At 41.0% G+C, this 11,414-nt stretch carries 13 protein-coding genes; 9 read left to right on the forward strand and 4 right to left on the reverse strand.

All coding sequences use genetic code 11. The features are described 5' to 3' along the window. Positions 1–411: 411 nt before the first annotated feature. Positions 412–789, forward strand: coding sequence for a hypothetical protein (locus RJD38_RS22150; protein ID WP_367971732.1), 378 nt, complete (start codon positions 412–414; stop codon positions 787–789). 53 nt (positions 790–842) lie between these two features. Here the strand turns inward: RJD38_RS22150 and RJD38_RS22155 are convergent, their stop codons facing one another. Continuing rightward, on the reverse strand, positions 843–1,295 hold the full coding sequence (locus tag RJD38_RS22155) for a hypothetical protein (RefSeq protein WP_367971733.1): 453 nt from the start codon (positions 1,293–1,295) through the stop codon (positions 843–845). After that, positions 1,295–2,521, reverse strand: a complete 1,227-nt coding sequence (locus RJD38_RS22160; protein ID WP_367971734.1) for a tyrosine-type recombinase/integrase — start codon at positions 2,519–2,521, stop codon at positions 1,295–1,297. The genes RJD38_RS22155 and RJD38_RS22160 overlap by 1 nt, the downstream gene beginning before the upstream one ends. A 331-nt stretch (positions 2,522–2,852) precedes the next feature. Here RJD38_RS22160 and RJD38_RS22165 point away from each other — a divergent pair, with 331 nt between their 5' ends. Beyond that, on the forward strand, positions 2,853–3,644 hold the full coding sequence (locus tag RJD38_RS22165) for a hypothetical protein (RefSeq protein ID WP_367971735.1): 792 nt from the start codon (positions 2,853–2,855) through the stop codon (positions 3,642–3,644). A gap of 210 nt (positions 3,645–3,854) precedes the next feature. Continuing rightward, positions 3,855–4,799 carry a hypothetical protein gene (locus tag RJD38_RS22170; protein ID WP_367971736.1) on the forward strand — a complete coding sequence of 315 codons (945 nt, stop codon included), beginning with the start codon at positions 3,855–3,857 and terminating at the stop codon, positions 4,797–4,799. Between the two features lie 420 nt (positions 4,800–5,219). Here RJD38_RS22170 and RJD38_RS22175 read toward each other — a convergent pair whose 3' ends face one another. Then, positions 5,220–5,780 (reverse strand): hypothetical protein, encoded by a 561-nt coding sequence (locus RJD38_RS22175; RefSeq protein WP_367971737.1) that lies wholly within the window; start codon positions 5,778–5,780, stop codon positions 5,220–5,222. 287 nt (positions 5,781–6,067) lie between these two features. Further along, on the reverse strand, positions 6,068–7,210 hold the full coding sequence (locus RJD38_RS22180) for a GIY-YIG nuclease family protein (RefSeq protein ID WP_367971725.1): 1,143 nt from the start codon (positions 7,208–7,210) through the stop codon (positions 6,068–6,070). Positions 7,211–7,529: 319 nt separating this feature from the next. On the opposite strand from RJD38_RS22180, the gene RJD38_RS22185 reads away from it, so the two are divergent. From RJD38_RS22185 to RJD38_RS22210, 6 genes are all read left to right on the forward strand, one after another. Further along, a complete protein-coding gene (locus RJD38_RS22185) occupies positions 7,530–8,123 on the forward strand; it encodes a ParA family protein (RefSeq protein ID WP_367971726.1) in 594 nt (197 codons plus the stop codon). Positions 8,124–8,143: 20 nt separating this feature from the next. Next, on the forward strand, positions 8,144–8,368 hold the full coding sequence (locus tag RJD38_RS22190) for a hypothetical protein (RefSeq protein ID WP_367971727.1): 225 nt from the start codon (positions 8,144–8,146) through the stop codon (positions 8,366–8,368). Between the two features lie 173 nt (positions 8,369–8,541). Next, positions 8,542–9,450, forward strand: a complete 909-nt coding sequence (locus tag RJD38_RS22195) for a hypothetical protein (protein ID WP_367971728.1) — start codon at positions 8,542–8,544, stop codon at positions 9,448–9,450. 44 nt (positions 9,451–9,494) lie between these two features. Next, on the forward strand, positions 9,495–9,911 hold the full coding sequence (locus tag RJD38_RS22200; protein ID WP_367971729.1) for a hypothetical protein: 417 nt from the start codon (positions 9,495–9,497) through the stop codon (positions 9,909–9,911). Between the two features lie 312 nt (positions 9,912–10,223). After that, positions 10,224–10,466, forward strand: a complete 243-nt coding sequence (locus RJD38_RS22205) for a hypothetical protein (protein ID WP_367971730.1) — start codon at positions 10,224–10,226, stop codon at positions 10,464–10,466. A 110-nt stretch (positions 10,467–10,576) separates the two neighbouring features. Next, on the forward strand, positions 10,577–11,110 hold the full coding sequence (locus RJD38_RS22210) for a helix-turn-helix transcriptional regulator (protein ID WP_367971731.1): 534 nt from the start codon (positions 10,577–10,579) through the stop codon (positions 11,108–11,110). The last annotated feature ends 304 nt before the right edge of the window (positions 11,111–11,414 follow it).

Consider the following 11,414-nt stretch of genomic DNA (forward strand, 5'->3'; position numbering starts at 1 on the left):
AGTAATGATCACAACCACTTCGTTTCGCGGCAATAACTACAAAACAGACAAGTCTTCTACTTCATCCTTCCCCTCATTTGTTTGACTAACCTATTATTTTAAATAGAATTTATTAAAAACATGGGTAGGGAGCTTTATTGCCTAGCGTCGATCATAATTCGTTATTAGTTCAACATTTCATGCAGTTATGATCGGTAAAAGCGCTATTTTTGATATCCTCCTCTGAGATAAATACAACAAAGACCGCTCAAGCCACATAGCAACTGACCTCTAAACATCCCCCCTAAGACTGGCAATCTCACTCATGTCTCAAGCCAACTAACCAGTAAAAACACAAACATATTGCTGAATTAATCATGGGAGCGTGATTGAATTTATCGGCAGATATGATCGAAACATAGGTACACATTAATGAGTGACGAACTATTAACAGCAATTGAAAATTTGACCCTACGTGTAGAATTTTTAGAGAAAAAGCACATTAAAAGGCAGCGTCAAAAGAGCAAGCCTAAGAAACCAAGTGCTTTAGAAGCAGTATTACATCAGATGCTAGTTAAAGGAGGCTGCCACCGGTACTCCATTCAAGAAGCTGGCGTTGACGTGGCTCACTTATCTCAACCAATCCATGCATTAAGAAAAGTGGATGGAGTAGAGATCCACTCAGACAAGGATAGAGTTCGAAACAAATCAGTAACAGTCTACAAAGTGACGGATGAATCCAAAGAAGCAGCCCTAAATTTACTTAACTATTGGAGAGCAAAGCGAGGAGAAAAGAAACTCGAAATCTAACTCTGAATTGAAAAGAGCCAGCTTATTAAAACAAGCTGGCATTAGGATCCGAGTTAACCTGATATTTGTAGGTAAAGAGAGGTCATTCCAGCTTTTATCAGGTCATGAATCGATTTCTTAGAAATGTCTTTAGCAGCATCCAAGATACCATCAGCTAGAGTTCTTTTCGATTCAGGGTTTAAAGGGTCGGGTAAGCTTTTCATTGCTTCTATGGCTTTTTGTGTTAGCTGGCAACTTCTCCACGTGAACGCATCTCCACCAGAACGATCACCAAAAATATACCCCTCCATCTCTAGCCAGTTAAGCAGGCTCTTACAAACATCCCACTCATTCGGGATATCAGGGGCGTTTGGATAGAATAAACTTTCCATATCAAACTCTATCCCTGTTATATCTTGAGCTGTTACTGGTGTATTTGTAGGCCAGCACTCATATAGTCTTGCAAATAGAGTGATGATGTATATTTCAGCCAATTCAGGGTTAGATAAATCGTTTTTGTTATTCATTAAATCGCTCTTAATGCTTTAGTTCCATTGAGTTGTATATTACCACTTTTAGCATTCTCTATATGTTCACTCCACCAGCTCATTACCACTCTCCTTTGCTCCAAATATTGAGACCGGTTATAGGCTTTTCTAACCGCATTTTTATCTTGGTGTGACAAGGACGCTTCTATTAGATCGGCATCAAAACCCTGTTCATTTAAAGTCGTTGATGCCAAAGAACGGAATCCATGTGCCGTTGTTTTACCAGAAAAGCCGAGCTTACCTAAGACTCGATTAACAGATATAGCACCGATCGGCTTTTTAGGGTCTCGAATAGAAGGGAAAATATGCTTCCTATGAGAGCTAAGCTGATGCATTTTTTCAAGAACATCTAGAGTTTGCTTCGTTAATGGGACCTGGTGTTCTCTGTTCATTTTCATACGCTCAGGAGGAATAGTCCAAAGCTTGCTTTCAAAATTAATTTCACACCACATAGCTCCTGCAGCCTCACTAGGCCTAACCATTGTGTGCAACTGCCAAAGAATCAAGCTTTCCATCGATGTAGGAAGATCTGCAGCGCCAATTGTCATCACCAACTCAGACAAATCCTGTGGACTTAAAGCATTAAAATGCACCGTTTGGGATTTCTTAAAAACCTCCCGAATACCGGTTAATGGATTTGCTTGTATCAGTCCATAATTCACGGCATAGGTCATAATTTCATTTAATTGCTGGGAGGTTCTTTTGACAGCCTCAAGCTTACCTTGTGCCTCTGCCGGCTTTAAGGCAGAAATGGCCATGGGCGCAGTAATTTTGGATACAGGTATACTACCCAAACTTGGCAACACGTAATTCTCCAAACTACGCCATATTTTCGTCTCTGTTTCCTTTTTGATAGCGTTGCTTTTGGCATCAAGCCAAAGCTTAGCGACAGCTTTTAGTGTGTTTTTCTGATCGCTAAGTAACTTCGCTCTCTGTTCTGCTTTCTTGAGCTTTGGATCGATTCCATCACTCAAATAGTGCCTAACTTCTTGTGCTTTTTTCCTAGCTTCTGCGAGAGAAATTTCAGGGTATCCACCCAACCCAAGAAAAGTAGGCTTTCCCGTTCTAGGCTGAATGTAACGACACTCCCACGATTTAGCCCCCGATTTTCGCACATAAAAATACAGCCCACCTCCATCACCAAGTCGATAGGCTTTGTCCTTTGGTTTAGCGCTTGCCACTTGCTTTGCTGTTAAATTCGGCACGTTACAGCTCCTTTATTCAAGCTCTCACTGGTGAAGAGGAAGACCTTTCAACGAATGCTAGTCGAAAATCAAAGTAAAACACTAATGAAGAGTTTTACATTAGGCTTTAACCCATTGTTTTTAATTAATACTTATAAAAAGATCCAAAAAAAGCATTTCGTTAAGCATACACTTTAGCAGGTGCTAGTGATAGCGATTCAAATTGCGATCAAATATTTTTGTGTTGTGGCGTGAACTTTTTGCCTCCGCTAGTCTGCGGAAAAACGATCGCAAAAGAGATTTAGAAATGAGCTCCACATCCGACAACATCCATAGAACAAGATATGACTACATGAAGTTAGTTTTTGAAACTTTGAAAAAGGTTCATGAAGAAAGAGTATGGTCTTTATTAGAGTTAGCGCATCACAGAGGGCACACCGTAGGAAGCCAGTTCGCAACATCGCTAGAAAAGAGCAATGAGTGGCTAGAGCTAAAAGCACACTTACAAACAATGTTTGATTTTGTATCGCCAGTTGAGTGCTATTTTTTACTCACAGGAAAAACAACACTAAACAAGCCATCCGATATTTCAGAACTCAAAAACGATACTTTCGGCGGTATTGGTGAAAAAACTATCTGGGCTCTAGAAGCTACCCCCGAAGGTAAGCCAACCAAAGAGTCATTCGTGATAGGTCCAAACATAGAAACCTTTGACCCTAACTTGATTCAACCAGGCGAATCAGCCGACAAATTAGCTGATCACAAAAAAGTTATGGAACGGCGCACAAACTGGCGAATAACTTGCGGTAGAGTTTTTGAAACGATTTGGGCTAGTAGCACCGCTTGGAGGTTTGTCCTTGAACGCGGCTTTGCCAGTGTGAGCACATCTTCTTTTATGGATGTTGGCATCGATTTTGTTAGCGATATTTTGGTCAAGGCTAGAAGTCGAGGGTTTCTGTACAGCAGCTACTACACATCAAAGATGTTAGGGAAAGATGATTCATCTATTGCCGATGAACTCAGTCAAGCCGTGATGTTATTTGTTTCACCGGCAGAGCTTTATGAAATGCTCAGTTTAACTTTGGAGATGAAAGTAGGGACTAACGCCAAACCTTACGATCCTCGACGTGTAAAACTTGCATAACCGCCATTTTTTAAATGATCTTCAATAGATCATTGAGACAATTGATTTTTAAGATTAAGATTGTTCCGCAGAAAAAACAAAACCCTGATGCGCACTATATCAACTTGGCGGGAGATATACGCAATCAGGGTCTAGGAATTAATCCTGAGAAGAGTATAACCAAATGCTTAAAAAACTACAAACCCCAAACCGCCATAAGTGCGGGACGGTGTGAACGTAAATCTAGAATTAAACCCTCGTTACATTCAAGCCGGATTCAAAACACAGGCAAAAAACATCAGCCAAACTCGCAGTAAAGGCGAGTGTAAGCTTGCGTGCCTTTTGGAAGTCATTGCTGCGCACATCATGAAGCACGGCAATGATTGCTTTGCATCTACAACGCGCCTCTTAAATATGTATAACAACGCAGCCTCTCGTTACGGTGTAAAGCCTATAAAAGAGCGAGCAATGTTTAACCTGCTCAACGTTATTGAGACAAAAGGCTTTATTTCTCGTACACACACCAGAAATGATGCGGCTTGGCAAACTAAACGACACATAAAAATCAACCTAACCACGGTTAAAGATGTATTCTCTGGCGCTATAAACTGGGCAACCAAAGCAGCTAATGCCTATGTAAATCGCCAAAAAGTGCAGTCGAGTCGGTCTGATGTGGAAAACACCTCCAATCCTAGCAATACCAATAGCTCAGAAGAACACATTACAAACAAAAAGTGCAGTGTAAGATCAAAAGATCTCTCTAAAGAGAGTAATAAATATAATGGATTCCCATCTGATGCTTTCTTTATAAAATTTTTTGGTACTCTCGCTAACGATGCTAAATCTCTGCAGCTAGCCGCTAAAAAAGGGCGTATTACTGCCAGTGGCGCTCGCAAACTTATCGGCATTCACACGAAAGCAGGGGTTGAAATAGCCAAGTCGTTCAAACGCTACCTAAACTATGTAATTGCAAAAGATCACAGTAAGACTAAAGATATTCAAGATTTAGAGGTGAAGGCCTTTGGAGGAACTCCAGAACAAGCAAAAGAAGCGGCTAATGCAATGTTTATGGAGATAAATGAATCCCACGTAGCAATGGGGCACGCTGAATATTATCGCGATAACCATAATCGCATTCAATTGCGTTGGCTAGAATCTGTTACAGGATCACTTTAGGTTACGTTAATAACCATTAAGGTAACCTATTTAAACCACCATCAGCCTGCATGATAACCATCCATAATTGTTATTATCGATGGTTGTAAGTGAGATAAGTTCTCAATGGTTGCAAATCGTAATTTGCTGTCATTAGGAGTAATTCCCAACACGAACAACCTCTAATTTGTTCTTGTTGAGAATCATTCTATACAGGGAAGAATTGTACTTCTTCCCTATATTTTTTATTAAAAAGGCATTCCCCAGAAAACTAAATATTGACTAAAGGTCACGTGTGATCAAAACTTACACCATAGAGTGCAACAGAGACACTTCGGTGTGACACTCCGCAACCGTTTAACGGTCGAGGCCTTGCCCGGTAATGGCGTTCTGGACACCTGATTTATTCAGGCGAAACCCCCTCATATATAGGGGGTTTTGTTATTTCTGGGGTTTGGGTAATGGCTTGTTTTGAAGAACCGCCCGAGCGATAGCAAAGATGTTTACTTTCTTCACCTTGCCCAATTTTTCATCTAAAGGGTATGCGCTTTTTATGTGTAGCCTTAGTTTCTTCTTCTCTCGATACGCAACAAAGTTTACGAAATAATCTACATCATCACCGTCTAAGTTCTTCACTTCGCAGACAGCAAAGCTCTCATACCCAGCATGGAAGATTAACTTCGCACTATCTAGGTTTTCGACAATTTCAGGTAAATTTTTACTTAGTTCATACCGCTTAAAGCAAAATGGTCGAACCTCTTTGTTCGTGACGTACTCCAACCGCTTGCGATCTTCATCGCTTTGTTCTGGATAGGCTTTAGCAAAACAATGAAACGAATAGGTCACATGAAAACGGTAGGTGATTGCGGCCTTGTCACCTTGAGCTGCGTGTACCAGTTCCACTACATGAGAATCTAAATGTGATAGGTCATAAGTTTCATCATCCAGTCTAAACGGTTGCCAGTGTACGGGCTTATCAAGTTGGGGGCGTTTCTTTGTCATTAGGGTCAGTGGCTTTATCTCGATGAACTGCACTGTATCACACGATCGCTGTTTCGTTTTTTGCGATGTATCCAAAAAGGCCAGTGAGTGCGGTTTTATTTCCAAACTAATTAGCTTGGAAACTAAATGTCGATGGACATTAAAAATTGAAACTTTTCTCTCGTATAGTGCTTAATACTATGTAGTGCTAGATAGAAGAAAGTGACAGTAAAGTTTAAAACTAAATTAGCGTGACCATCTTCTGAACAACAAAAGTGTGACAACAAAGTTTGATACCACAGTTTCCCTCATTTGTTCATGGCTGCCTTTACGCGCTTGACGGTTGAACGTCCTTTACCTGTAAATTCTGCGGTTTGGTTGATAGAACGCCCACGCTCTAAGCTAGTGACAATATCTGAGTGCTTTACCAGAAAGTCGTCAGTGCTGACAGTAGTTCCTTTAGGCCGACCAAACTTACCGCTTTCGCATTGCGTTAGCTCGATGCCACGCTTAGACGCTGCGAGTCGTTTTTCTTCATACTTCCAACGGCCTGTAACAATGAATCGTTCCGCTTTGTTGAACGGTTCAAGGTTGTTCGTCAGCTTGGTAAATTCTGCTTTCAATCGCTTCAATGATTTACAATCAAGTACCAGATATTCTGTGTGTGAGCCAATGTTAGCTAACTGATTGTTGTAACGATGAAAAACATACTTTTCAACGTGACCACAATTCGCAACTTTACGCAAAATAGTGCTTTTAACTACGGCCTTGCCTGTAGCCTTTTCTAGATCGAGTACCGTTTCTTTCAACCGTTGTTCTGGCTCTCTCGATGTTCTCCCAACTTTGTGAATAACGCTGTTATCCTCTAGTTGGTACTCAAACAGATACAGTGACGCTTTGAGAATGGCTTGCTGACGGTACGCCTCAATTTCTAGCCATGCTCGATGTCGAGTCCCTTGTTCAATGGCTTCGCGCAATGTGTGAACGCGCATTTGTAAGATGTTACGCATCCACTGGCTAAACCCTAGTAGCGGTAAGCTACCAAGGATAGTTCTCGCGGTATCGGTGAAGATAAGGTTATCTGTCCATTCGTCATGTCTAAGCAGTTCTCGTTGGGCTGTACGTGTAAAGCGATGCAATCCAGACTTCCAGTGTTGAAACACGTTGGGCGACTTGCCATCCGCTTGATAGCCGTCCTTTAAAGCGTCGATGATCTCTAGCGAATAGTTGAGGTGAAAGTGATGCCATGCGGGAATCTGCGGGATCTCATTCAAAGACTCTTTACAGGTTTCACCATCATGGCGAAAGTGAGCCGCCTTGGTTTTGCCTTTTACAGCGATTAACGGACAGCGACAGAACGGACAGGCCAAATGGCCTTTTCCTGATTTCTGCGAGTCGATGTGATGAAAGTTTCCTTGTGTATCTTTGCCAAGGCTTAAATATACAGACATATAGCACCATACTTTTTTGAACCTAGTTTAATTGTAGTCTATATGGGTTCAAATAAGTGTGCAACTTTCGCCCTTATTTCAATATTAAAGACAAAAAGTTCTAATCTTTAATGTCACAATTTCAAACTTTACTGTCATAGTTTTAGACTTTGTTGTCCACCGACACTAAATCAAACCTTTCGCATTAAATATTCTCACGAATGATAATCCGTACGGATTGCGTCCACTTCAAAAAATCTCTTTAATTAACTGGCATTGGATTGACTGATGTTTTATAACTGTTTAAACACAAAAATAAACACGTTTAGAGTATTGAAATATGTCTATATTATGCGTAGCTAACAGCAAAGGCGGTACAGGTAAAAGCAGCCTCACGCTAAACTTAATCCCTCACTTCAAACCTGATTTTATTATTGATGCTGATGTTCATAAGGGCATTAGTAATCTGCTTGGTTTGGGGGATAGCGGTATCGAAGTACGCTACCCAAAGAATAAAGGGGATGTTCTTAAATGGTGCGATGAGGGTAAACGAGTTCTGATTGATTGTGGCGGTTTTGATTCAGACATCACACGATACTGCATATCACAATCTGATGTTGTACTGACACCGACCAGTGACGACCCAACAGATCAATTTGCACTGATTGAGTTTGATAAGGCTATGAGAGCAGTTTCTCAGATGGTAGATGAAAAGTTGGTTGCTCAGGTTGTATTGAATCGAGTTCACCATAGTAGGAAGTCATTTCCAGAGATTGCGGAACTTGTGTCTGGATTGGATAACCTAACTCTACTAGATGCCACTATTCCAGCAAGTAGTCACATCCCTAAATCTGCATTTAAAGGTTCACATTCAACAGATAAAAACTTGACTCAGAGGTTTAGTTATTTATACTCAATTATAAACACGTTTTGAGTGTTATATAAGGTTTAAGAATGACAAAGCGCAGCATTGGAAAAACAGAGGAAGCGAAACTTTCAACGGTGGAAACTGCATCAGTTGCAGAAGAAAAAACCACTTTCGATATGAGTTTGCGAAATATGCCAAAGGCACTTCGAGAGAAGTTCAAAAGATTAAAATATGAGGGAAAAGTTACTGGCTCAATGAATGACTACATGAGACGTGCTTTCATGGAACAACTGAAACGAGACGACATTTAACAGGCAATAAAAAACCCGACCGCACCGCCAAGCACTAATCGGGTTCGCATAGCAACCAATAGGAATTAATTACTATGAAATTCACTTTATCATACAGCGACATTGCTCGCATCTCTCATTTACTGACTAATCGCCAACTTCGCAGCTACCTATCAAGAGCGGAGGTTTAAGTCATGAAAAGCTTAAGCGTTGATGCAATCCCACAAGAGTTGGAAAAAAGCTTCATGCATGAAGCCTCACTTCTAGGTTCGTTCTGGCATGACATGTTCCAGCTCTGCCTTACTTTTGGTTTACGGAACAGCGAAGCCCGAGAATTACAGGCTAGTCATATCGATTTAAAATCTAATACGATAATTCTCACCGACTCAAAGCAACTGCGATCACACGTAACCAAAGCTACAAATAAAATGATTGATACGAGCTGGCTAACAGAGGGCCGGAAGTTTCTACGAGCTGCGATCAATAACGACTTAGCACCACTTTTAGTCAGAATGTGTACAGACCTGAATCAGCTTGAAGCTCTGGCAGATGAGTACGACCTATTAATTGAGTACAAGAAGGCTCGCCAACAACACAGAGAGTCAAATTTAAAGAATTATCAATCCTTAGCCCTAAAGAATGCGCCAAAAGCCCGTAGAGTTGATTTTAGCCGCTATCCTGCAATCAAAAAGATGCTTCAAGTTCGTTGTGATAAATATGAAAACCTAGGAGGCTTCTTATTTCCTGCTTGTGAGCTCAAATCCAATCGAGCCAGCAGCTTTTCACCAGTAACGCGTCAATCTGTTTACAGGGTGATCATAGTCATCAAGAACAAGCTGGAAACCAAAGCTAATAAGTTTAAAGAACTACTGGAAGGTATTCGTTTAGGGCTGCACTCAGCTCGAAAGTCTGCAGTTCAGAGAATAGCTAATGCGCTGGATATCATGAGCGCTTCCCTTTTTATCGGTCACGGTAACGGAAGTGGGGATATTGCGACAACTCAACGTTATCTTGACCGTTCAGAAAAACGACTCATTGAGATAAGTCGCAAGCTTGCTGACATACAAACATCAACATTATCGTGCAGTAGCGTTACAGCATAACTCTATGTCTAAATTATTAAATACAACAGCTTTCGGTACCGGTTATGAACAAAATTGATAAAGATACTTTATATGCTGTGAAGTGTATTTTGCTTGGTGCAAGAATTCACGATGCATCAGCTCTTTGTGATAAAACAGATCAAGCTATGCGCGCTGCTTTGTTTAAGTTCTGCCAAATGATGAACCCAATGTCGTTTGAAAATATTTCTATTGAAGCATCAAATCAAGGGTATACAACGATACCAGCCCAAATGTTAAGAGAGCAATCATCAACATTTTTGGGGGAGATTGATAATCAATTTTATGTGGATTTTGTGGGCGATCATTTTGCAGGCATGAGTGATGTAGAGGCCTATGTCAAACGGTGTTTAGAGAACGCCAACAAAAGGCTTTCCATCTGGAGGGCAATGCACGATTCTTGGGAAGGGTTTAGAAGATTAACCGAAGAATCGTCACATTAAAGTCTCGATAGTAAAAAGCCCTTAATGGGCTTTTTTTACAATTCAATATTGTAAGTTACGGTTTAAGGAAACAGTAACTTACTGTTCGCATGTATATTATCAAGAAAAAAGAGCAGCCAAAGTAACTACGCTTTGCGTTTGGGTGGTTGGGTCTATTCAGTTTGGTAGAATAGGCCGACGTCAGTGTTTACACTTGTAAACATTGACGTAACTAGCAAGACTGTTTACACTTGTAAACAGGTGGCCAATTTGGCTGCTCGTTGCATTAGCAACTGTTCTTTAAAAATTTGAGATCTAATAACGTTGAGGAAAATGCCTATAGCTAATTACCACAAAGACAAAGCCGTGAACGCAGCCATTGAACTGTTAGTAGCACAAGGTTGGAAATACGAAAAGAAAGGTAACGGTCACACCGTTGCTTACCTCAAGTGCGATACAAGCACGACAGGGAAACATGCGAACAACAAATGTTTTATTGCCGTATTTGGTTCACCAAAGAACCCGACCAACCATGCAAACAAGATTCTGCAACAAGCACGTAATCTGACCTGCTAAACCAACCCTAAGCAACCAAGTTTGACACGCTTGGTTGCTTATTCCTCACACATAATAGACTCAAAGAATTAAAGACCATTATCTTCATCAAGATATTAAGGAAACACACAATGAAAACTCATGACTTTGCTTTAGTTGTTATCAGCTCAAAGGAATTGGATGCTGACGGCGTATGCGACTTGGCAAACCAACTCTTTGAAGCGGGCGCAGAAGATTGCACAGTCGGTTCGAGTGGCAAAAACATCATCTTAGAGTTCGATAGAGAAGCTGACTCGTATCAAGACGCAGTATTAAGCGCTATCCAAGAAGTAAAAACCATTAATGATATTGAAATTAAGAGCCTAGACGCTGGGCAATTCGTTGGTTTATCTGACGCTGCCGAAATGTCTAATCTAACAAGGGCTGCATTATCTAGCTTCAGCAAGGGAACCCGCGGCGATGGTACGTTCCCGACCCCATACTTACGTGTATCCAGTAAATCACCTTTGTATGATTGGGCTGAAATTGCAGACTGGTTAGAGGCGAGAGGTTATGTCGAACATGGTATCGCAGACAACGCCCGATTTACCTCCCAAATCAATATGGCATTAAAGCTCAAACATGGCTCACTAGGCGAAGTTACTCAACTGGTCAGCTTAATCTAATAATAAACTCAACGTAAGAAGATCTCATTTGCCCGCTTCGATAGCGGGCTTTTTTTGTGTTAGCCGCAATAGTATGAGGTTCACTAAGCGAGAACGACAAGAGCTAGAGAATAAGTTGGTTTTATCTTGTACTTAGAAAGTCCGCATATCGCTGTACGTGAAGAGCCTAGCCAGCAAATCGGTCTCTTCTGGAAGCTGTTCTACGATCGGGAGTTGTTCATACCGACATCAACTACACTTATTTCTATCGAAATAAGTGGCACTAGTTATCGACAAAAGGTAAGTAAAAACAGCAGAGCGCAAT

Origin of the sequence: Vibrio scophthalmi (assembly GCF_040869025.1) — a bacterium.
Classification (GTDB): domain Bacteria; phylum Pseudomonadota; class Gammaproteobacteria; order Enterobacterales; family Vibrionaceae; genus Vibrio; species Vibrio scophthalmi.

What these genes read in the sequence shown, in the direction of transcription:
- RJD38_RS22205 (WP_367971730.1), top strand. Translation starts at nt 10,224, where the DNA reads ATGCCTATAGCTAATTACCACAAAGACAAAGCCGTGAACGCAGCCATT.
- RJD38_RS22185 (WP_367971726.1), top strand. Translation starts at nt 7,530, where the DNA reads ATGTCTATATTATGCGTAGCTAACAGCAAAGGCGGTACAGGTAAAAGC.
- RJD38_RS22175 (WP_367971737.1), bottom strand. Translation starts at nt 5,780, where the DNA reads ATGACAAAGAAACGCCCCCAACTTGATAAGCCCGTACACTGGCAACCG.
- RJD38_RS22180 (WP_367971725.1), bottom strand. Translation starts at nt 7,210, where the DNA reads ATGTCTGTATATTTAAGCCTTGGCAAAGATACACAAGGAAACTTTCAT.
- RJD38_RS22190 (WP_367971727.1), top strand. Translation starts at nt 8,144, where the DNA reads ATGACAAAGCGCAGCATTGGAAAAACAGAGGAAGCGAAACTTTCAACG.
- RJD38_RS22155 (WP_367971733.1), bottom strand. Translation starts at nt 1,295, where the DNA reads ATGAATAACAAAAACGATTTATCTAACCCTGAATTGGCTGAAATATAC.
- RJD38_RS22200 (WP_367971729.1), top strand. Translation starts at nt 9,495, where the DNA reads ATGAACAAAATTGATAAAGATACTTTATATGCTGTGAAGTGTATTTTG.
- RJD38_RS22150 (WP_367971732.1), top strand. Translation starts at nt 412, where the DNA reads ATGAGTGACGAACTATTAACAGCAATTGAAAATTTGACCCTACGTGTA.
- RJD38_RS22210 (WP_367971731.1), top strand. Translation starts at nt 10,577, where the DNA reads ATGAAAACTCATGACTTTGCTTTAGTTGTTATCAGCTCAAAGGAATTG.
- RJD38_RS22165 (WP_367971735.1), top strand. Translation starts at nt 2,853, where the DNA reads ATGAAGTTAGTTTTTGAAACTTTGAAAAAGGTTCATGAAGAAAGAGTA.
- RJD38_RS22195 (WP_367971728.1), top strand. Translation starts at nt 8,542, where the DNA reads ATGAAAAGCTTAAGCGTTGATGCAATCCCACAAGAGTTGGAAAAAAGC.